At 54.1% G+C, this 20,491-nt stretch carries 21 protein-coding genes; 8 read left to right on the top strand and 13 right to left on the bottom strand.

The features are described from left to right. The first annotated feature begins 31 nt into the window (after nt 1–31). A complete protein-coding gene (locus J2Z18_RS16920; protein WP_007127726.1) occupies nt 32–1,417 on the top strand; it encodes an RsmB/NOP family class I SAM-dependent RNA methyltransferase in 1,386 nt (461 codons plus the stop codon). Between the two features lie 144 nt (nt 1,418–1,561). Here the strand turns inward: J2Z18_RS16920 and J2Z18_RS16915 are convergent, their stop codons facing one another. The 3 genes from J2Z18_RS16915 to J2Z18_RS16905 are packed head-to-tail and all read right to left on the bottom strand — an operon-like array spanning nt 1,562 to nt 4,781. Next, nucleotides 1,562–2,362: a Cof-type HAD-IIB family hydrolase gene (locus tag J2Z18_RS16915; protein WP_007127725.1), complete on the bottom strand. Its 801-nt coding sequence runs from the start codon at nt 2,360–2,362 to the stop codon at nt 1,562–1,564. Between the two features lie 56 nt (nt 2,363–2,418). Then, nucleotides 2,419–3,180 carry a pseudouridine synthase gene (locus J2Z18_RS16910; RefSeq protein ID WP_007127724.1) on the bottom strand — a complete coding sequence of 254 codons (762 nt, stop codon included), beginning with the start codon at nt 3,178–3,180 and terminating at the stop codon, nt 2,419–2,421. Continuing rightward, a complete protein-coding gene (locus tag J2Z18_RS16905) occupies nt 3,177–4,781 on the bottom strand; it encodes an RsmB/NOP family class I SAM-dependent RNA methyltransferase (RefSeq protein ID WP_007127723.1) in 1,605 nt (534 codons plus the stop codon). Before J2Z18_RS16905 ends, J2Z18_RS16910 begins: the two co-directional genes overlap by 4 nt. A gap of 240 nt (nt 4,782–5,021) precedes the next feature. Here J2Z18_RS16905 and J2Z18_RS16900 point away from each other — a divergent pair, with 240 nt between their 5' ends. Beyond that, nucleotides 5,022–5,549, top strand: a complete 528-nt coding sequence (locus J2Z18_RS16900; protein ID WP_007127722.1) for a thioredoxin family protein — start codon at nt 5,022–5,024, stop codon at nt 5,547–5,549. Next, the gene (locus J2Z18_RS16895) at nt 5,546–6,004 is read left to right on the top strand and encodes a PCYCGC motif-containing (lipo)protein (RefSeq protein WP_007127721.1); all 459 of its coding nucleotides are present in this window, start codon (nt 5,546–5,548) and stop codon (nt 6,002–6,004) included. Before J2Z18_RS16900 ends, J2Z18_RS16895 begins: the two co-directional genes overlap by 4 nt. A 133-nt stretch (nt 6,005–6,137) precedes the next feature. Here J2Z18_RS16895 and J2Z18_RS16890 read toward each other — a convergent pair whose 3' ends face one another. From J2Z18_RS16890 to J2Z18_RS16880, 3 genes are read right to left on the bottom strand one after another with little or no spacing between them, the layout of a single operon-like run. Further along, nucleotides 6,138–6,593 (bottom strand): DUF309 domain-containing protein, encoded by a 456-nt coding sequence (locus tag J2Z18_RS16890; RefSeq protein WP_007127720.1) that lies wholly within the window; start codon nt 6,591–6,593, stop codon nt 6,138–6,140. Further along, nucleotides 6,586–7,398 carry a GTP diphosphokinase gene (gene yjbM, locus J2Z18_RS16885; RefSeq protein ID WP_007127719.1) on the bottom strand — a complete coding sequence of 271 codons (813 nt, stop codon included), beginning with the start codon at nt 7,396–7,398 and terminating at the stop codon, nt 6,586–6,588. The genes J2Z18_RS16890 and yjbM overlap by 8 nt, the downstream gene beginning before the upstream one ends. 26 nt (nt 7,399–7,424) lie before the next feature. Beyond that, a complete protein-coding gene (locus J2Z18_RS16880) occupies nt 7,425–8,519 on the bottom strand; it encodes a quinone-dependent dihydroorotate dehydrogenase (protein WP_007127718.1) in 1,095 nt (364 codons plus the stop codon). 187 nt (nt 8,520–8,706) lie between these two features. Between J2Z18_RS16880 and J2Z18_RS16875 the strand changes: the two genes are divergently transcribed. Continuing rightward, on the top strand, nt 8,707–8,844 hold the full coding sequence (locus J2Z18_RS16875; RefSeq protein WP_007127717.1) for a hypothetical protein: 138 nt from the start codon (nt 8,707–8,709) through the stop codon (nt 8,842–8,844). Here the strand turns inward: J2Z18_RS16875 and J2Z18_RS16870 are convergent. The 3 genes from J2Z18_RS16870 to J2Z18_RS16860 form a co-directional block, all read right to left on the bottom strand. Next, complete coding sequence (locus J2Z18_RS16870) at nt 8,841–10,286, bottom strand: L,D-transpeptidase (protein ID WP_007127716.1); 1,446 nt, start codon at nt 10,284–10,286, stop codon at nt 8,841–8,843. The two genes, J2Z18_RS16875 and J2Z18_RS16870, sit on opposite strands and share 4 nt — an antisense overlap. 314 nt (nt 10,287–10,600) lie before the next feature. Beyond that, on the bottom strand, nt 10,601–10,840 hold the full coding sequence (locus J2Z18_RS16865) for a ferredoxin (RefSeq protein WP_007127715.1): 240 nt from the start codon (nt 10,838–10,840) through the stop codon (nt 10,601–10,603). 146 nt (nt 10,841–10,986) lie between these two features. After that, nucleotides 10,987–12,288, bottom strand: a complete 1,302-nt coding sequence (locus J2Z18_RS16860; RefSeq protein WP_007127714.1) for a DNA polymerase IV — start codon at nt 12,286–12,288, stop codon at nt 10,987–10,989. Between the two features lie 334 nt (nt 12,289–12,622). On the opposite strand from J2Z18_RS16860, the gene cimA reads away from it, so the two are divergent. Continuing rightward, nucleotides 12,623–14,239, top strand: a complete 1,617-nt coding sequence (gene cimA / locus J2Z18_RS16855; RefSeq protein ID WP_007127713.1) for a citramalate synthase — start codon at nt 12,623–12,625, stop codon at nt 14,237–14,239. A 77-nt stretch (nt 14,240–14,316) separates the two neighbouring features. Here the strand turns inward: cimA and J2Z18_RS16850 are convergent, their stop codons facing one another. After that, nucleotides 14,317–14,874 (bottom strand): TlpA family protein disulfide reductase, encoded by a 558-nt coding sequence (locus J2Z18_RS16850; protein WP_007127712.1) that lies wholly within the window; start codon nt 14,872–14,874, stop codon nt 14,317–14,319. A gap of 148 nt (nt 14,875–15,022) precedes the next feature. On the opposite strand from J2Z18_RS16850, the gene J2Z18_RS16845 reads away from it, so the two are divergent. Continuing rightward, complete coding sequence (locus J2Z18_RS16845; RefSeq protein ID WP_007127711.1) at nt 15,023–15,517, top strand: M67 family metallopeptidase; 495 nt, start codon at nt 15,023–15,025, stop codon at nt 15,515–15,517. 78 nt (nt 15,518–15,595) lie between these two features. Here J2Z18_RS16845 and J2Z18_RS16840 read toward each other — a convergent pair whose 3' ends face one another. Genes J2Z18_RS16840 through J2Z18_RS16830 form a run of 3 tightly spaced genes read right to left on the bottom strand, consistent with a single transcriptional unit; the run spans nt 15,596 to nt 18,906 of the window. Beyond that, complete coding sequence (locus J2Z18_RS16840) at nt 15,596–16,336, bottom strand: exonuclease domain-containing protein (RefSeq protein ID WP_007127710.1); 741 nt, start codon at nt 16,334–16,336, stop codon at nt 15,596–15,598. After that, nucleotides 16,333–17,421 (bottom strand): DUF294 nucleotidyltransferase-like domain-containing protein, encoded by a 1,089-nt coding sequence (locus tag J2Z18_RS16835; RefSeq protein WP_007127709.1) that lies wholly within the window; start codon nt 17,419–17,421, stop codon nt 16,333–16,335. Before J2Z18_RS16835 ends, J2Z18_RS16840 begins: the two co-directional genes overlap by 4 nt. A gap of 45 nt (nt 17,422–17,466) precedes the next feature. Continuing rightward, nucleotides 17,467–18,906: an ammonium transporter gene (locus J2Z18_RS16830; protein WP_007127708.1), complete on the bottom strand. Its 1,440-nt coding sequence runs from the start codon at nt 18,904–18,906 to the stop codon at nt 17,467–17,469. A 331-nt stretch (nt 18,907–19,237) separates the two neighbouring features. Between J2Z18_RS16830 and J2Z18_RS16825 the strand changes: the two genes are divergently transcribed. Both J2Z18_RS16825 and J2Z18_RS16820 read left to right on the top strand, forming a co-directional pair. Beyond that, a complete protein-coding gene (locus J2Z18_RS16825) occupies nt 19,238–19,684 on the top strand; it encodes a MerR family transcriptional regulator (protein ID WP_007127707.1) in 447 nt (148 codons plus the stop codon). A 42-nt stretch (nt 19,685–19,726) separates the two neighbouring features. Continuing rightward, nucleotides 19,727–20,407 (top strand): zinc metallopeptidase, encoded by a 681-nt coding sequence (locus J2Z18_RS16820; RefSeq protein WP_007127706.1) that lies wholly within the window; start codon nt 19,727–19,729, stop codon nt 20,405–20,407. The last annotated feature ends 84 nt before the right edge of the window (nt 20,408–20,491 follow it).

Below are 20,491 nucleotides of genomic sequence, written 5' to 3'. Positions count from 1 at the left end.
TATTTTGCACGAAAAAGGAGCTGCTGACCGGATGGGAAAGGAACAACTGCCCGCCGACTTCGTCTCCCGTATGCAGGAGCTGCTTCGAGAGGAGTCGGACGATTTTTTTGCCAGCTATGACATGCCCCGCACGCAAGGCCTTCGTCTTAATCTGCTGAAGGCGGAACGGGCTGCTGAACCTGTACGGAACATCCTGCGGGATTTCCGGCTGACACCGGTTCCCTGGTGCGATACAGGTTATTATTACGATGAAACGGTACGTCCCGGCAAGCATCCGTACCATACTGCCGGACTATATTATATTCAGGAACCCTCGGCGATGTCAGCGGTAGAGCTGCTTGACCCGCAGCCGGGAGAGACGATCCTTGACCTTGCTGCGGCGCCGGGAGGAAAAACCAGCCACATTGCTTCCAAAATGGCGGGACGCGGCCTGCTCATCGCCAATGAGATTCATCCGGAGCGGGCCAGAATCCTCTCCGAGAACGTGGAACGAATGGGTATTTCCAATGCCGTCGTGACCAGTGCTGCACCGGACGAGCTCTCCCGGCGCTTCGCCGGATGCTTCGACCGGATTATGCTGGACGCCCCCTGCTCGGGCGAAGGGATGTTCCGCAAGGATCCCGGCGCGATCGAAGAGTGGTCGCCTTCCCACGTGGAGCTATGCGTCTCCAGGCAATGGGACATTGTGCAGGACGCTTGTGCCATGCTGAAGCCTGGAGGCACTTTAGCCTACTCCACCTGCACCTTCAACGAAGACGAGAACGAGAACATGGTGCAGCGCATCCTCGCCCGGTATCCTGAGCTTCAGCTTTGCGGCATGAAGCGCCTGTGGCCGCACCGGGAACGGGGAGAAGGCCACTTCGTGGCCGTCCTCGTCAAGAACGCGGAGGGAGGATCAGCGGGCGAGCAGCCTCACACGGAGGCAGAGTCCAAGCGAGGCGGCAAATCACGCCGAGGAGACAAGCCCTCGGCGGAGCGATCCGCCCTTGAAGCGTTTAAAGCGTGGGCAGAGCAGGACTTACCGGGCCATGAGCTGCCTCCGGGCGCTCCTCTGTTGTTCGGGGATGAGCTCTATTGGCTGCCGGCCGGCGAAGGCTGGAGCTGGAGCGAGCATCAGCTGCGCGGGCTGAAAATTCTCCGTGCCGGCCTTCATCTCGCCCACCTCAAGAAGAACCGGATCGAGCCCGCCCACGCGCTCGCGATGGCCAGCAAGCCGGAGCAAGCCGCTCGCGCCGTCGATCTGCCCCCGGATTCGGCCGAGGTCTCGGCCTACCTTAGGGGTGAAACGCTATCGGTTCCAGCCGATTATAAAGGATGGACCCTCGTGACGACCGACGGGCTGCCGCTCGGATGGGGCAAGGCCAGCGGCGGACAGCTCAAGAATCACCTGCCTAAGGGCCTGCGCCAGTTTAAGTAATGACAGTGACATTTAAGGCTCCTTCATGCTTGACGACATTGCGGTAGATTCATGTGAACCGTCATTCAAGCAAATAAGGCGCTGCTGCAGCCACATATCCGTGGTTGCAGCAGCGCCTTGTTTTATGCGCGGAGCATAATAGCACTAGGACAAGCAGTATTTGACCAAAGCTTCGTGAACGCCGTCTTCGTTGTTGGACGCGGTCACCGCATTCGCAGCAGCCTTTACCTCGACCGGCGAGTTGTCCATGGCAATGCCCATGCCGGCAAATGTAAGCATCGTAATATCGTTATAATAGTTGCCGATGGCAAGCACCTCTTCCTGCCGGTATCCCCTTTTCGCGGCAAGCTGCTTCAGCGCACTGCCCTTGGAGGCCTCCGCATGCATCAGATCGATGAAGTATTCGCCGCTGCGGAGCATATTAAGGGTCATCGTCCATGTGCTCCAGTCCTTGAGGACGGCGTCCATATCCCCGGGTTCGCCGAAGGCGGTAAATTTGACAACCGGGTCGGGCAGCTCCTCCCAGGCCGGGAGATTGCTCGGCATCATCAAGTAATTTTCATACATATGCCGGACAGGGCCTGCAAGCTCCTCCACATTGTCTACATACATTTCGAAGGCTGTATTGATGTCGAAATGAACACCCCGCTCCCGGCAATAGGTCATAAACGGATCCAGCTCCGCCTGCTCCATGCCGAACTGGTGAACGATTCGCTTCGTTTCAACCTCCACCGTAGCCGCCCCGTTATGACTGATTACATAACCGCCGAGCCCCATGCTCTCCATGAACGGAATCGAGTTGAGCGGTCCGCGGCCCGTGCACAGCACGATCTCAATCCCCTGCCTTGCAGCTTCCATCACGGTGTTCCTGGTTACCTCGGTTATTTCATGCTCATCATTCAGAAGCGTCCCGTCTACGTCAAGCGCTACTAATTTGTATGCCATTCTCTACCCATCCTTATCCACTTTTTATCGTTGTCTATATCTTTAGCTCGTCCATTTTATTCGTCCGTCGCCCGTCCGATCCCGGCCAGCTCCGCTTTCGTCAGCTCCCGGTAAGAGCCGATCTCGAGCGATTCGTCCAGCCGGAGGGTTCCCATACTGATCCGCTTGAGGTAAATCACCTTTTTGCCGACCGCTTCGAACATTCGCTTGACCTGGTGGAACTTGCCTTCATGGATGGTCAGCGTAATGCGGGAGCGGATGCTTCCATCGCCTTGCTCTTCCAAGGCGTCGATAACGAGCTCCGACGGCAAGGTTACATAACCGTCATCCAAAGTCACGCCCCTGGAAAATTGCCGGATATCCTCCTCGTCCACCCGTCCTTCGACGATCGCCTGATAGGTCTTAGGCACATGCTTTCGGGGTGACAGCAGCTCATGTGCGAGCTTGCCGTCATTGGTCAGCAGCAGCAGGCCCTCCGTATCTTTATCCAATCTTCCAACGGGAAAAGGCTCGAATACAAGATACTTTTCATCCAGAAGATCCAGTACCGTCCGTTCCCGCACATCCTCCGTCGCCGAGATCACGCCTGGAGGCTTATGCAGCATGAGATACACAAACTCCCGATAGGCGATGGTTTCCCCATCGATTTCGATCGAATCCGTATACGGATCCACATGCTTCCCCGGATCTTTTACGACAGTGCCATTCACTACAATGCTGCCGCTCTTGGCCTTCTTCTTCAGCTCGGCCCTGGAGCCGAACCCCATATTGGACAACACCTTATCCAACCGCTGTGTCGTTTTTCCCTTTGCTCTCATACGGATGTCCACCTCCAACCTGCCGGATATTCGTTCTTAAGCATGCCGCCCTGCCATTTGCCCCAGCCTGCCGAGTAGCCATCTATACAGACTAACACATATCCCTTTCCTTCTGCAGCCCCGAAAACTTGCAGCCGCTCCTCCGGTATCGACAGCGTCTCGCCCTTCAGGTAACGGATCGCTTCCCCGTCTTCCGAATGCAGGCTGATCGTCCGCACGAATTCCTCAGCGCGAAGAGCGGTTGCCAGCGGGTGGCCGGGAACAAAGCGTTCGTTCTTGATCTGACCCATATACCACCCGGGGCGAATCACCTTGAGCCTCTCCAGGCGTTCTTTCGGTAACGGGGACAAATACACATGATTCCCGTAGGTAACCGTATAACCATGTAGAGTTCCTGGCAGATCCTCCCTCAGAAACGTTGTAAAAGGTTCCAGCGAGATGGAGTCGGCAGGACGCCCGGAGCCTTGCTGGCGAGTCGAATCATGCTGACCGCCTCTTCCGCCTCCGCGCGGATTGCCTTTGCGCGGATCCCGGAGGGACCCCCGTCCCTTGCGTTCGCTTCGCTTCTCCTTACCGGATGAGACCGCCAGGTGGCCGCCGGCAGCAGTATCCACATGAACAGGGGGCGCTTGTTCATCAGCTTCCTCCATCCGTGCAAGCTCGCCTTCCCGGCGCAGAACGGCAACAAAATGGCCTTCCCCTTGAACTTTATGCGGCCACAGCCTGCCTGTTCCGGCGACCTGCTCACGCACTTCAGCGGAGATATGTTCCATGTGCCGAGCTAACCACTCGGTTTCCCCCGGCGAAAACGGGCCCGAATGATCGATCGGTATGACCCGGAAATCCGGATGCTTCATCAGAAGCTCTGCAATCATTCCCTCATTCTCCTCCGGCGAGAAGGTACATGTAGAATATACAAGCGTTCCTCCCGGACGCAGCATCTTCACGGCTGAATGCAAAATGTCGCGCTGCATTTCGGCAAACGTCAGCGGGGACGACTCCTCCCAATATTTCAGCATCGACTCGTCCTTGCGGAACATGCCTTCACCTGAGCAGGGTGCGTCAATCAGTATTTTCGTAAAGGCCTCGGGAAAGGCCTCGGCAATCCGCTCCGGGCTGTCATTAAGCACAATGGCATTGCGTACCCCGTACATTTCCAAGTTTTTGGCCAGCGCTTTGGTGCGGTCCGGATGCAGGTCATTGCTGACCAGCACCCCCTTACCCTGCAGCTTGGCAGCTATTTGCGTCGATTTCCCGCCCGGTGCGGCGCACAGGTCCAGCACGACATCGCCCGGCTCAACGCCAAGGAGCTCAACCGGAGCCATGGCGCTCGGCTCCTGAATATAATACAGCCCCGCATGATAATACGGGTGCCGTCCCGGGCGCTCCCCTTCTTCAATATAATAGCCGGTCTTGCACCAAGGTATCGGGTCCAGCTTATATGGCGAGATGCGGCGGAAATCTTCATCCGAAATCTTCAGCGTGTTGACCCGGATCCCGGCAAACGGAGGCTGTTCGTAGGATTTCATAAAATTGTCATAGTTCGGTCCCAGCAGTGTTTTCATCTTCGCCTGAAACGGCGAGGGCAGACGTAATGCCATGTTTAGTACCTACCTGTTCTGTATCAGATCTGTTGCCCGCTTATTTCGTCAATATGTAGCGGCGTTTCGCATGTTCCGCTCCTACCGTTAATATTGTATAATAAACTACATTAAAAAGGACAAGTCCTTATAGAGGTTGTTCAAAAAGTCGTCTTTTGATCACGAAGGGGGTCATAAAGTAACTCGACCTTTTTGAACTCTCACTTGTGCGCTTATTATTAATCCTTAAGGGGTGTATTCATGAATCGAAAAAAAAAGAATAACTACACAGCGCTTTACGCATTCGGAGGCGTATTTGTTGTCCTTGTTGCGGCGCTTGTCATTCTGAACCTCTCGGGCGGGAAGAGCGACCTGTACGGCGGCAAGAAAATATCCAGCCTGAATCCGGCTACGCAAGAGCTGCTGAATGATCCGAACTATCAGAATATCATACTTCCGGATCAGTTGAAGGACAAGGTCAACAACAAGGAGAACTTCTTCGTATACTTCTTCGCATCCGACTGTCCGCATTGCCGGGCGACAACCCCTGAACTGATGCCGCTGGCCAGCGACGCCGGCATTTCACTGCACCAGTACAATCTGCGTGAATATCAGGAAGGCTGGAGAGATTACAATATCGAGTTCACCCCTACCCTTGTCTACTTCGAGAACGGTGTGGAGAAGGAACGCATGGTCGGCGGTTTGAAGCCGGAAGGTGCATCGGAAGGGTACAGCTTGGACGATTTCAAGCAATTCCTGGACAAATATAAAGGGAGTGTGACGAAATGAAGCGCACTCGGGCCATCCTATTTACCTTCATGCTGTCAGGCATGCTACTTGCCGCATGCGGCGGCAAGGAATCTGCTACCGCAGGGCATCATCATGGGGCCGCCTCCGAACGGTATGAAACAACGGCAAGCGTGAGCGAGATGCCGAAATTCCTATCAAGCTACACCGACAATACGCAGGCGACCTATGCGACGGTCGGCGAACTGGAAGATATCATTAAAGAGATCAAATGCTACTGCGGCTGCATGGACGAGGAAACCGGCTATCACGATTCCCTTCACCGCTGCTTCATCGCCGAGAACAAGGACGGCGAGGTGAAATGGACGGACCATGGCGCCCAGTGCGGCATATGCCTTACCGAGCTTCAGGATGCGAAGCGGCTTCATGACGAAGGCAAATCCGTCGATGAAATCAAGCAATTTATCGACAATAAATATAAAGGCACCGAGTCCTGATTCGATATATTTGCAAAAAGAAGAGCTGCTCTCAAGTAGATTATTCTACTGACGGGCAGCTCTTGTTTATCTTTTCTATATCTTGCGCTAACTCCTTGATCGATATTTCCGACCATGCATTTCGCTTCCCGGATTAAGAGGACAATCCTTGCTTCGCACGCGGCCGTTCCGGCTTACGCCGCTGCGGCACATTCGGAGGAATATGCCTCGAGGCCTCATCGACGGCTTTCCGAAGCTTCGGATCCACGATGTCGATCGTCAAATCCCGATACGGAATCGGGTATTGCTCGTACCCGGACAGTCCGCGGACATACTCCCGCATCTCCTCCACCAGTTTTCCCATCCGGATGCCCAGCTCATCTTCGGCATAGCCTTCGAGCTTGTTTACGGCGCTGCGAAACATCTTCAATCCGCCCCGAATGTTATCGTTCCGGAAATGGAACAAGGCGACAGCCGCTTGAAGGAGCCCCTTGTATCTCGGATCCTTATCCGTATCGAGCCAAAGCTCCTCCAGCACCTCATGACATTCGAAATAGTCCCGGTCCCGGTTGAAGTAAACGAGGAACGCTACGTACAGCCGCTCATACATCGTACTCGTTCACTTTCTTCTTGGCCTGTGACAACAGCTCCTTCACCTCGTCCAAGAGCAGCTTCATTTCCTCCATGTCATGCTCCTGCCAGATGGCGTTAAAGCGCTCCTGGAAGGAGATCGCTTCGTTGACCAGGTGGAAAAAATACAGCTGGTGAATCGCATGCAGCACCTGGGTCGTTATGTTGGAATCATCCTCGAACCGACGCTGCGCTTCCAGTATTTCCTCGCGGATGCTGGACATTTCGGTATCGAGCGTGTTCGCCGCTTCTCCGGCCTTTTTCAGACGTTCCCGGATATCGTCAGGCAGGCTTTCTCTATATTTATAGCTGAGCGAGTGCTCGATCGTAGCCCAGAAATTCATCGCAAGCGTCCGGATTTGAATCTCGGCTAGCACCTTCTTCTGCCCGAGCGCGGTCTGCACCGGATACTCGATGATCATATGGAAGCTGCGATAGCCGCTTTCCTTAAAGTTTGTTATATAATCCTTCTCATATAATACCGTCAGGTCCTTCCGTGCCCGAATATACTCGGCAACCCGCCGGATGTCTTCCACGAATTGGCACATGATCCGGATGCCCGCGATATCCTCGATTCCGGTTTCCAGCTGATCCATAGGAACATTAAGGCGTTTTGCCTTGTCCAGAATGCTCGATATCCGCTTGACCCGGCCCGTTACGAATTCGATAGGCGCATATTCCTCCCGTTTCTTCAGCTCTGCGCGCATCGTCTTGAATTTGACCTTCAATTCTTCAACGGTCTGCTCGTACGGAAGCAAAAATGTCCCCCAGTCTCTAACGTCCATTGCCCTTGCCTCCTGTCTTTACCCCTTTACCGATGATTCGCCCCGACAGCTTCGGAAATATGGCTGAAGCCGTCCTTGGCCAGCAGCTGCCTCAAACCGGCGTGCAGCTTGCGGTTGACCTCGGGCCCTTCATAGATAAGTGCCGTATAAATTTCTACCAGGCTGGCGCCTGCGCGTATTTTCTCATAGGCATCGGCTGCCGTGAAGATTCCCCCGGAGCCGATGATCGGCAGCGCTCCGCCGGTCTGCTTATAAATCCTGGAGATGATTTCAGTCGAGCGCTCGCGCAGCGGCTTCCCGCTGAGCCCGCCGGTCTCTTTGGCGTTGGTGTGCGTAAGCCCCTCCCTGGAGAGCGTTGTGTTGGTAGCAATAATGCCGGACACCCCGCTGGCACGGATCGTCTCCACCATGTACTCCAGCTCGGCATCGCTCACGTCCGGCGCAATCTTGACGAGCACAGCCTTCCGGCTGCCGTGAATCTCCGCCTGCCGGTTCATCTCGTTCATCACCGCTTCCAGCAATGACGAGAGCTCGCTGCCGTGCTGCAAGCTCCGCAGGTCCGGCGTGTTCGGCGAGCTGATATTCACCACGAAAAAATCGCCATACGGAAACAAAGCCTGGATGCAGGCCTCGTAGTCGCCATTCGCCTTCTCGTTCGGCGTAACTTTATTTTTACCGATGTTGACCGCTACCGGAATCCGGCGCTCCTTGAGCGCGGACAGCCTCTTCGCCATCGCATCGGCGCCTTCGTTATTAAAGCCCATTCGATTGATGAGCGCCTCATCCGGAGGCAAACGGAACAGCCTCGGCTGTTCATTACCCGGCTGGGCTTTCGGCGTAACCGTACCAACTTCCATAAAACCAAAGCCGATGGAGGAAAATCCCTTGACGGCTTGCGCATTTTTATCCAAACCGGCGGCAAGCCCGACCGGTGTCGGGAAGTGAAGTCCGAACAGGTCCACGGCCAAATCCGGGGTTTCGCTCACGCCATACATCCCCCGCATGACCGCTTCCGCGCCGATGACGCCGGAGGCACGCCCAAGGCCGCCGACCACGAGATGGTGGGCCTTTTCCGGGTCCATTTTGAAAAATAAAGGTTTGCCTATATTGCGGTACAGCACATCGACTCTTCCTCTCATCCAATTAATTTCTCTACCCTTCAGTTTATCCGTTTCCGCCGCAAAAAGAAAGTTTTTGGGCATAAACCGGGCGCGCTTGCGTACGGACATGTTATGGATTTTTGGGCGCAAACCCTATACAATATAAGGAAATCAGCGATTATTTCATTGAGAAAGAAGGGAACGCCATATGTCAGCCAAACGAAAGCCTCCAGTCCTGCAGCAAAAAAAAGAAGAGGTTAACAAGAAAGCTCTGCTGTGGATCGGCACAGGCATCGCACTCCTTGTTATCCTCATTATCGTACTGATTGTGATTTCCCAGCCTTAATCAAGCCAGTGATACACTTTGGCGGGGTTGGTCTGACCCTGGCTGTGCTTCAGCTTGAAGCGCTCTTTCGGCGTCCACAGGTCGTCAGGCAGAACCCCTTCCCGAATTTTCACCGAGGTTCCCATCGGAACGAGATCGAACAGCTCTTCGACATCCTCTTTCAGCATCCGGATGCAGCCCTCGGACTCGTCCGCGCCGATGCTGTCCAAATCCTCCGTGCCGTGTATCGCGTACTGCGTATCGGATAACTGCATGCCTCGTGTGCCGTAGGGGCCTCTGGTCGTCCCATTCGGGTTAACCACCTTATCGCTGATCTGAAAATCCCCAAGCGGCGTCTTGGCTCCGCCAAGCCCGACCGCATAGTTCCGAAGCATGATCTTACCGCTGACCACGGCGAGGCGATGCTTGTCCTTGTCAATGATGACCTGCAGCGGCTCCTTGAAATACGGAGCTCCGTCCGGCGAGGTGCCCCAGTATCCGGGCTTGTCCGCCGCTTCTCCTTCTTCCGCATTCCCCTTGGCATCGTCTTGTACCTTGCCGGGAGGGGCATCGTCCTGTTTCAGCTGAATCAGGACATCAAACATGTCCTCCATCGCAGTCGAGCGCCCGGACAGCCAGTTGTTCGGAAACGGCCGAGTCAGCTCATCCAGCGAACTCGGCAGCCGCCCGTGCCGTGTTTGATAGTTCTCCACCGCCTTCTCCAGCACGGCCGTCTCCAATTGCAGATCCGCCCACTGCTTCGCGCTGCGGGCCAATCCCGCACTGCTTTGCGGCTCGCACTCGCATTCTCCGGCAGCTCCTTCGAACGGCGTAATCGCTATTTCCCCTGCCCGGTCCCGATGCAATGCATATAACCGCTCCATATCGCTGCTCCAGAGCAGCCACTTGCCCCGGAGAGGCATACCAAGCGCAACCGACCATGAAGGTAATTGCTCGGGATGCATTAGAAGGCGAGGCAATGCGCTGTCTCCCTCTTCGTCCGCCCCGTCGCCGGCTACTGCGTTCCTGCCTTCGGCCACAGCTGTGAACATCGGTTTACCCGCACGTTCGCCCACCGCTTGCCTGATCGCCGCTGCGGAAGCCGGGGCTTCAGGCTGAGCATCGGCTTCCGCCGGCAATCCTCCCGGATATCCCGGAGCTTGCGCAGGCGGAATGAGAACGAGGAGCAGCAGCGCGAGGGCTACCAGCCAGCGCCGGTTCCGCCTCCGCTTGAGCTCCTTCTCCCGCTCGAGCTGCAGCAGACGCTGCTCGTAATTTTTCCATATGTCCGAAGGGACTTTGCTTAGCTCGAAGGCCTCGTATACCTCCTCAGCCCGGTTATAGCAGTAAGTGGCCTTGCCCTGCTCTCCTGCCCGCTCGTACTCCTTGCCCAGCAAATACCAGGCCATCTTGTTATCGGGATGGGTCTCCACATACCTTTTAAGGTACATTGAATTGTTCATATGAGAGCCTCCAATACGGCTTCAATTGTTATCTAGATCTGGATATGTCCATATCCTTTATATCGGATCCTGCATCCGGAATATGTATAAATTACAGATTGATGCCATATGTCATTCTAGCCTTATGTCCTTATGTCATGCTAGCCCCATATTTTCTGCCCCATGTCATCTTAGTCTTACGCCACTCTCTCGTGTATGTCGCTCGCAATTATCGTCATTTGCGCATACGAAAAACGTCCCCTGCCGCTGCAGGCAGGGGACGTAAGTTATGAGTTCATAAATATAGGATGTTATAGTATTTAGCCGACTCGCAATTATTCAGCGTTGAACGGTTCGTCAGCGATGCGGATCGAATCCGTCGGGCAACCGTCGCAAGCATCGAGCATATCGTCGTGCATGTCTTCCGGTATTTCCGTCACCCCGCGGTTATTGTCCCCGTTAAAGATTACTTCCGCCAGGCCTTCATCATCATAATCGTAAATATCAGGGGCTGTTGCTCCGCAAGCGCCGCATGCGATGCATGTATCTTTATCAACCCAGGTGTATTTAGCCATAGTCTCTCTTCCTCCTGTATATCTATAAACATTCTTTTAAATGAACAAAATACAAGCCAACGGATTTGCTCCGCCATCTTCATATATTAATACAATTTTTTTAGGAATACAAATAAATTTCCTAACATATTCCGACAAAACGACGTCTAATCTTCGTTATTTCGCGATTGGCCATGCTCTCTGGCAAAGTCCATCTGCAGCGATGTTCCTCTCCGTTTATGATCGCGGATGAGGGACGACGGATCATCACCCAGCATGCCGGCCGTCAGCACGGCGCTCTCCCCGAATTTATTGCGCAGCTCGTCCATAACCCGGGTCAGCGACTCCTTCTTCGGCTGCTTCTCATAATCGAACAGATCGAGCTGAATCGCCGCTTCCTCCTTCCGGGCAAGCTGCTGCAGCGTGACGCCGAGCAGCCTAAGCGGGCGTTCCTGCTTCCAATGCCGATCATACAATACACAGGCTTCCCGGTAGATGTCTTCCGTATTCTCGGTCGGAACGGAAAGCTGCTTCGATCGGGTGATCGTCTTCATATCCGGCGTGCGCAGGGTAATCTGGATCCCGCTGGCCATCAAGCCCTTACGCCTTAGCCGGCGCGCAACCTGATCGCTTAAATTCAGCAGCACGCGCTTCGCTTCGTCACTCGAGGTGACGTCCTGCGGCAGCGTCGTCGTGTGCCCGATGGATTTGCTCTGCTCCCGTTCCGCCACGACAGGTGAATGGTCAATCCCGTTCGCGGCGCGCTTCATCCAAGCCCCCGTCACGCCAAAGGCCGAAGTCAGCAAATGTTCATCGGCTTTGGCCAGATCGCCGATGGTGAGAATGTTCAGCTTGCGAAGCTTCTCGGCCGTCTTGCGGCCGATGCCGAACAGCTCGGCGCACGGCTTGCCCCACAGCACATTCGGCACATCCCGGATCCGGAGCACCGAGAGCCCGCTCGGCTTCTTCATGTCCGACGCCATCTTGGCGAGCAGCTTGTTCGGCGCGATGCCGACGGAGCATGGCAGGGACAGCTCCTCGCGGATCCGTTCCTGGATCTCCTTCGCGATATCGAGCGGTGTGCCGAATTGCTTGGAGCCGGTAATATCCAGATAGCATTCGTCGATCGACGTCGCTTCCAGCAGCGGCGTGTAAGCATACGCTATATTCATAAACGCATTGGAGTACTTCCGGTACAGATGGAAATCAGGCTGAATGATGATCAGGTCCGGGTACAGCCGCAGCGCCTGCCTTACATTCATTCCCGTGCGAATGCCGAGGGCACGTGCAGCATAGGAGCAGGTAACGATGACCCCTTTGCGCAGCTCGACGCTCCCGGCGACGGCCGTCGGCTTGCCGCGATACAGCTCCGGCTCTTCCGCCTCATGCACCGAGCAGTAAAAAGCATTCATATCCACATGTAGAATGACGCGGCCGCTGGCCGGATAATAATCATCAATATGTCCCATGGGGATACCTTCTTTCTGTTTGGTACGGTTCTATCTTAAATCCGAGACGCGGTTAATCTCATATTCGATAAGGATAAGGTTACATTCCTGACGCCTACAGCATACCCCTCGACGAATCGAACGGTCAAGACGGCTTGCTTTCTTAAAAGTTTGTTTTACTCTGTTACTTTCCCGCAAAGAAATGCTATAATACAAAATTATAAGAAAATCGTATACCAACAAGCATCATAAGAAGCACTGCTTCAGGCTTGCGGCATCTGGAATGCAAGCGCTATGAATGAATCACACACAAACTAAAAACAGTCCATCCCGGACACCCAAAAAGGAGGACATCATGTCTAAGTCCATTTCCATCTTTGATACGACGCTTCGCGACGGAACCCAAGGCGAAGGAGTCAGCCTGTCAGCGGACGACAAGGTCAAAATTGCCAAGAAGCTGGATGCTCTTGGTGTTCATTATATTGAAGGCGGGATCCCGGGAAGCAACAGCAAGGACATCGAGTTTTTCAAAAGAGTCCAGGAGCTTCGCTTAACCTCCAAAATAACGGCGTTCGGCAGCACCCGCCGCAAAGGTTCCGTTGCGGAGCAGGATGCGAATCTGAAGCGAATCCTGGAGTCGGGCGTACAGGCCGCGACGCTGGTAGGGAAGTCATGGGATTTCCATGTCCATACGGCGCTTCAGACGACGCTGGAAGAGAATCTGTCCATGATCTATGATTCCATCGCCTTTCTTAAGCAGAAGGGACTCGAGGTTATCTTTGACGCCGAGCACTTCTTCGACGGCTATAAGAATAATCCGGAGTATGCGGTTGCCGTGTTGTCCAAAGCCCGTGAAGCAGGCGCCGATTGGCTCGTCATGTGCGACACGAACGGGGGCAGCCTGCCGCATGAAATTTCGCAGATCGTCACTTCTTTGCAAGGCCCTCTGCCAGGTGCCAACCTGGGGATTCATACGCACAATGACTGCGAGCTGGCGGTAGCCAATACGCTAAGCGCTGTACAGGCCGGGGTCCGCCACGTTCAGGGAACGATGAACGGATACGGGGAACGCTGCGGTAACGCGAATCTGTGCTCCATCATCCCGAATCTGCAGCTGAAGCTCGGTTACGAATGCATCGGCGAAGAGAATCTGCGGACCTTGACCAATACCGCAAGATATATCAGCGAAATTGCCAATGTCAACATGCCGGTCAATCAGCCGTATGTCGGCAATGCGGCCTTTGCCCACAAGGGCGGCATCCACGTCTCCGCCATTTTGCGCGATTCCCGGACGTACGAGCACATCGAGCCTGAGAAGGTCGGGAACAAGCAGCGGGTGCTCGTATCCGAGCTGGCCGGCCAGAGCAATGTCGTCTCCAAGGCTCAAGATATGGGCATAGCGCTCGATCCGGCAAGCGAGCAGTCAAAGCATATTATCGGAAAGATCAAGGAGCTTGAGCATGAAGGCTACCAGTTCGAGGGTGCCGACGCATCCTTGGAGCTGCTGCTGCGGGAAGCGAGCGGGGAGCTGAAGGAGTTGTTCACCTTCGAATCCTTCAAAATGCTTGTCGAGAAGGCAGCCGGACAGCCGGTAGTCTCCGAGGCCTTCGTTAAGGTGAACGTTGCCGGGGAGAGTATCTACACGGCGGCTGAAGGCAACGGACCGGTCAATGCGCTTGACAACGCGCTCCGTAAGGCGCTCGTTCAATACTTTCCAACGCTTAAGGAAATGCATCTGGCCGACTATAAAGTGCGCGTCCTGGATGATAAAGACGCCACTGCCGCGAAGGTCCGCGTATTGATCGAATCGAAAAACTTCGAGAATTCATGGAATACGGTCGGCGTATCCAGCAACGTCATCGAAGCGAGCTGGGAGGCGCTGGTCGACAGTATGAGATATGCCCTCCTCGGCCAAATATCGCCGGAGCATGTGCATGCAGCCGAGAAACGGCAGGGGCTGGTCAATCACTAATCACTACTCCACTTAACGAAAAAGAGCGCGGGTATCCAAGCAAGATCGGATACCTGCGCTTTTTTATATGCCGCCGCTTACTCCTTGACAAGCTTCGCAACCTTCTTGTGCAGATCTTTCGGATCAGGCGCACCGAGTATGATTTCCTGGATGACGCCGTTGCGATCGATCAGGACGTTCGTAGGGAAGGCTTGGCCATGGTACAGCCCCTCGAACACCTCCCCCTTCGGGTCCGTGAGGATCGGATAACGAAGATTGTAGTCTTGAATAAACTGCTCTGCTTTTTTCTTATTATCGTATTTGCCTACATTAATCCCGTAAATCTCCAGTTCATCTGCGTACTGCTCCGCCAGCTTGTTAAGCTCCGGCGCTTCCTGCTGGCAGGGACCGCACCAGGACGCCCAGAAGTTGATCAGCAGCGCCTTATCACGCGGGCCTCCGGCGGAATACGTCTCTTTGTCATCAAAGCCTTGGAGCGTAAAAGTCGGGGCGAGCAGCCCTGCTTTGGCTCCCGTCTCGGTCGGAAGAGGCTTCTCCTGCAAGAAGACGGCCTCGATATCGTCGCCGGCCTGATTATAAATGACGGCACCCGCCGCGATAATGATCAGAACCAGGATCATGATGTTACGTTTCATGGGTATGGATTCCTTTGCTATACTTAGTAGGATGCTGCTTTGAAGAAGCGTATCCCCGCTAATATCAATCAGCATCCAATACCTATTGTACCCTGAAACCGGCAGCTTTCAAACCACGCAGCACGAAGATAGTAATTGGAGGATGACCATGAATAAATCAGAGAATCCGTTCCGCCCCATTCTCCTCTGCAGGCCCGTATTCGAGCAGATGGCTGCTTATACATACGCCGCGCTTCCTCAAGAGGCATGCGGAATCCTTATCGGGCAGGGGAATCATCAAAATGCACCGATAAGCGTATCGGAATTTATACCTGTACCGAATACCGCCGAGGATCCGCTGCATCATTTTCGGCTTGAGCCGGCGGAATGGACCCGCCTTCTCCTGTCGAAGCGCGGCATCATCGGCTTGTTCCACAGCCATCCCTCCTCCCACCCGGAGCCCTCACGGAAGGACCTTGCCGACCTGCAGGCCTTCGGCGGCCTGTTCAGTATTTATCTCATCGGCACACCGGCTGGAACCGGGACAGAAGAGCTTAAGCTGAACGCCTACCGGGTTGAAGCACGCATGGACAAGGATGAACGAGGGGTTAAGAAAATACAATCGCTCCTCCCTCATACCTTCGAGATCCGGGACGATGGTTAGACAGCCCACCCCGGCTGCTGAACGATACTGCTACTGGCCCTTCAACGGCCGGAAACGGCTCGGGGCTCGTGCTGCGATTCAATCCTTGCCTAAATAAACGTACATATCGCCAAGCGTTTCGGCAAAGCCCCGCTCCTGGATTTCCCGTATATAGCGCGTCCACAGGCGGGCGGTCATCCGGGCATCGGACAATGCCTGGTGCCTTCCTTCCACCGGAATGCCGCTGCTTTGCAGCAGCTCATCCAGGCTGTAGCCAGTTTGTCCGGGGAAGAGCTTCTGTGCCAGCATCATCGTATCCAGCAGTCTGTGGGAGAGACGGACCTTAGACGTTTTCCACAGCGCCGCATTCAGAAACCCCCGGTCATGCGCGGCAGCATGGGCAACCAGAACACTGCCGCCGACAAAGCTCATGAAATCGCGAAGCCCCTCCACTAAAGGCGGGGCTTCATCGACCATAGCCTGCGTTATGCCCGTCAGCTCCGTGATCGAAGGAGGCACCGGAGCGCCGCTGTTAACGATCATGTGGAATTCATCCTCTTCGATGATTCGCTCTCCTATGGCCCTGACCGCTCCGAACGATAAGATTTCATCACCGTGCTGATGATGGAACCCTGTCGTCTCCAGATCGAACACGACGACCTCCAACTCGTTCAGGGGCGTCCCCAAAGCTTCCGGCCTCCGGTTATCCTTCATTTGCGAACGGATAAAGGCAAGCTGCTGCGCCGTCTGGGCACCGCGCATTGACGTGATGGCGGAATGGATGTTGCGGGGGCGGAGCATATTCCAGAACCCTCCGCCCGGTTGGACTGGCTCTGTCATAGGTTCCTCCTTTCCGCAAAACGATGCTCTCGCTGCAAGGAGCGGTGAATCCGTCTCACCACGCCCAGCGTATCGCGGAGCTCATACTGCACGTTTTTGTTCTTAAGCTGCTCTTTCTGAATATAACCGCTGCTCTTGACCAGCCCATCCTCGATGCGCCAAGGAGTATCGTTACGGTAACGCAAGGCTGTAAGGAATGCGCGCTGCACGCTCTCGAGCAGCAAATTATCCCCTTCGAGCAGCATCACTTTCTCCATCCGCTTCAAGGTGGAATGCTCGATAATTCCCCGCTGTAGCGCCATCGTTCGAATGCTGTTCACCAGCGGGATATACATCCCGTATTTCACGTCAAAATCGCCTGCATGCTCGCCGAACCTTTCGGTCACGATTCTGCCCATCACGTTTAGCGTAGCTTTATGCCGGACCGTGTTTCGCAACACGGCATGCGTAATTCCCGGATGCTGCGCCACCGAGCTTCGGAAATGGGACAGCCATGCATCAGAAAGCTCGGGGCATCCGGCGATGAGGCGAAGATCGGAGGCTATGATCAGATTCCGGATCGGCTCCCACTCGTGATTACTGCTCCATTCAAGGATCTGATTCTTCCAGTCTTCAAGACGCATACTCCACAAGGGCTCGGAGCACATCACCCTGCCCGGACATTTTGGATAACCCAGCACTTCCAGCATGTCGGCGAGTCTCAAACCGAATTCGCGGAAATATGCCAGATCCTCCCCCTGCATCTCATCGCCGATGATCAGACCGTTATCTTGATCGCTCCATAATGTCGCCTCCTGCCTTCCGATGCTGCCAAAAGCAACAAAAGCATAACGTGCGGGAAGCCGTCCGAAGCCGGCCTCCCACATGTTCTGCTCACAGAGCTCCGCTGCGCGCCTGTTGATCTGGTCATGCATGCTGTTCACGGAAGCGACCCACTCCAAAAACTCCATCTTGGGGCGCAGATCAAGCAGCTGCTGTTGACATGTAATCCGTACATCACGCAATTGCTCGACTGAATTTGCTTTCTGAATGTCCGGCATTTCCGAATGCTCCGGAAGCCGGTTGACGGATGCTTTGGATTCCATGCTGCGGCCTCCTTATTTATTCAATCATTCACATGACAGTAATGCTTAAAGCGCAGGATCACTGCCCGGTGCCGGATTCGGTCCGGTACGGAAGCTGCCCGATTTTACTTCGGATTCGGTCATCAGCTTCATTTGCTCCGGATAACCATACGTTCCGTGCTCGCTGATGTCCAGACCCATCAACTCCTCTTCCTCCGTTACGCGAAGACCCATCGTTACTTTCATAATGTACAAAATGATAAAGGAGATCACGAGCACGAATGCGAATGTGCCGATCAGCCCGAGGAGCTGCACGCCAAGCTGGCCGAAGCCTCCGCCGTAGAACAGTCCTGCTTTACCGACGCCGGTAATTTCAACAAGTCGTGGAGCCGCGAACAGGCCTGTGGATACCGCCCCCCACATTCCGGCGACGCCGTGCACGGAGAACGCGTATACCGGATCGTCGATGCCTTTGCGGTCAAACCACTGCGCCGTGAAAAAGGTAATCGTTCCTGCAATCGCACCGATAACGACTGCGGCCCATGGCTCTACGAATGCACAAGCGCCGGTGATTGCAACGAATGCAGCCAGAATACCGTTGAGCATGCTTGGAATATCGGCTTTGCCGAGCACCGCCCAAGAAATGAGCAGGGCTGCCAGCGCGCCTGCTGCCGCTGCGATATTCGTATTTAAAGAAACGAAGCCGAAGAATCCGTCCGTCAGCGCCGAAATGGTGCTGCCCGGATTAAAGCCGAACCAGCCGATCCAAATGATAAATACACCGAGAACCGACAGCACTTGGTTATGGCCGGGAATGCTGTTGGGCTTCCCGTCTTTGTTGTATTTGCCAAGACGAGGCTTCAGCAGAATAGTAGCTACCAGAGCTGCCGTAGCACCGGTCAAGTGAACGACGGTCGAACCGGCGAAATCCTGCATCCCCAGAGCACCGAGCCAGCCGCCGCCCCATACCCAGTGAGCAACGACCGGGTAAATGACGATCGTGAACAACAGTCCAAACACGATATACACGCTGAGCTTAGCGCGTTCTGCCATGCCGCCGCAGGCGATTGCCAAGGATACGGCAGCGAAGGACAGATGGAATAAGAACATAATCGTTGTCGGCACATCATAAATCGACAATGAGTCGAATGAGCTTGCGGCATTATCTCCGCTTAGGAAGAAGCCCTCAAACCCGAAGAAGCTGTTGCCGTTGCCGAAGGCCAGACCAAATCCGAACGCCCAGAATGCGACAATCGAAATGCCGAAGGTGAGGAAGGTCTTCCCAGCGACGTGCCCGGCGTTTTTCATCCGGACCGAGCCTGCCTCCAGCAATGCGAAGCCGGCTTGCATAAAGAATACAAGCAAGGCAGCCAGAAATACGAATACGGAGTTTAATCCCGCCGTCAATTCAACGTTTGAGGCCCCTTCTTCCGCGGCGAACGCATTAACCGGAAACACCAGTAATGCGAGCATCCCCACCATTAAACCAATCCATCTTTTTTTCATCAAGCCTTGCACTCCCCTTCATGTCATATAATATAACACAAGTTCAAATTCTTATTGTTATTATAGGGAGCATCCTTCGCGATTTCAACGGCTTTTTTCAAAAAAATGATAACAAACCGCCGTTTTATGTAATAAAATATAACATATAGTGTTTACAGTGCAAACTCTCCGTACATTTCTTAGGAAGCGGTATAGGGGCATCGGCCAGCATATTCGTCACAACTATGACGTTTGACTGTACGGTTCCGAATCATGTATCATATTTCTATTAAAATGAAAATATATTGCTTTCATTAATGTCCAATCAAAGAACCTGTGAGGTGATTTCATTATGGGGATCATGAAAGGAAACCTTTTCCGGATCGGAGAGCTGGCGAAGGCAGCCGGAATCAGTGAAAGAACCATTGATTATTACACCAAGCTGGGATTGATCTCCCCTGAAAAACGGACGTTAAAAAATTACCGTTTGTACAGTTCCGAAACCTTAAGCACGCTCGAACGTATTAATCAGTTGAAGCAAGAGAAATATACTCTCGAAGAGATTAAGGACAGATTGAACCGGTGGAAATCCGTACCGAATGATTCCGAAATGACCGAAAAGCTGACCGAACTGGAAATCCAGATGAAGCAGCTGGAGCGCAACGTCAAGGAGCTCAATCCGCTTCTTCGTGAGATGAAGCCTAGTCAGGCCCGGGAGGTACTTGCGAATATTTTGCCCAAAGGAGCTGCATGTATCGAGTCACTTCAAATTTTGCTGAATCAATTCACGTCGATGTAGTCATGTAGCAGTCACAATCTTATTACGATGGGGGTATGATAAATGTACGCTGACTGGATGTTTGTTCTTATTATCATCGCTTTTATTTTCTCTTTATGGGCACAGTTCCGGGTAAAAGGAACGTTTAATAAATGGGCTAAGGTTGACAACAGCACCGGATTGACCGGCTATGATGCCGCACGACGCATGCTCGACGCCAACGGTCTGCACGATGTGCCGATCGAACCGGTGCCGGGCGCACTGTCCGACCATTACGATCCCGTTAAACGGGTGGTTCGCTTGTCGGAGCCGGTATATTACGAGCGTTCGATCTCTGCGGTTTCGGTAGCATGTCACGAGGTGGGCCACGCAATCCAGCATGCCGAGCATTATCCGATGCTGGTGGCGCGTCACAAGATGTTCCCGGTCGTTAACTTCGCTTCCGGCATCGCACCGTTTCTCCTAATTGCCGGGTTCCTGTTCCAGGCGATGAACCTCGTCGGTCTCGGTATCATCTTCTTCTCTTGCGCCGTGGCTTTCCAGCTGGTAACACTCCCTGTCGAGTTTAACGCCAGCAGCCGTGCCCGCCAGTTGATGGTTCAGGAAGGTTATATTGCGAACAACGAAGAACGCGGTGTGGCCAAGGTACTGAATGCTGCCGCTCTGACCTATGTCGCAGCAGCGCTGATTTCCTTGCTGGAGCTGATCCGTTACATTATGATCTTTACAAGCAATCGAGAGTAATCTTGCTTACCATCACCCCCGATCGGGCCGCTAGCGGCATGATCGGATGACAATCCAAAGATGCAACAAGCAAAGGGCCTCCCC

Source organism: Paenibacillus lactis (assembly GCF_017873605.1).
GTDB classification, from domain to species: Bacteria; Bacillota; Bacilli; order Paenibacillales; family Paenibacillaceae; genus Paenibacillus_AQ; species Paenibacillus_AQ lactis.
The sequence above is the reverse complement of the archived record's forward strand: the minus strand, read 5'-3'. Positions and strand labels throughout refer to the sequence as shown.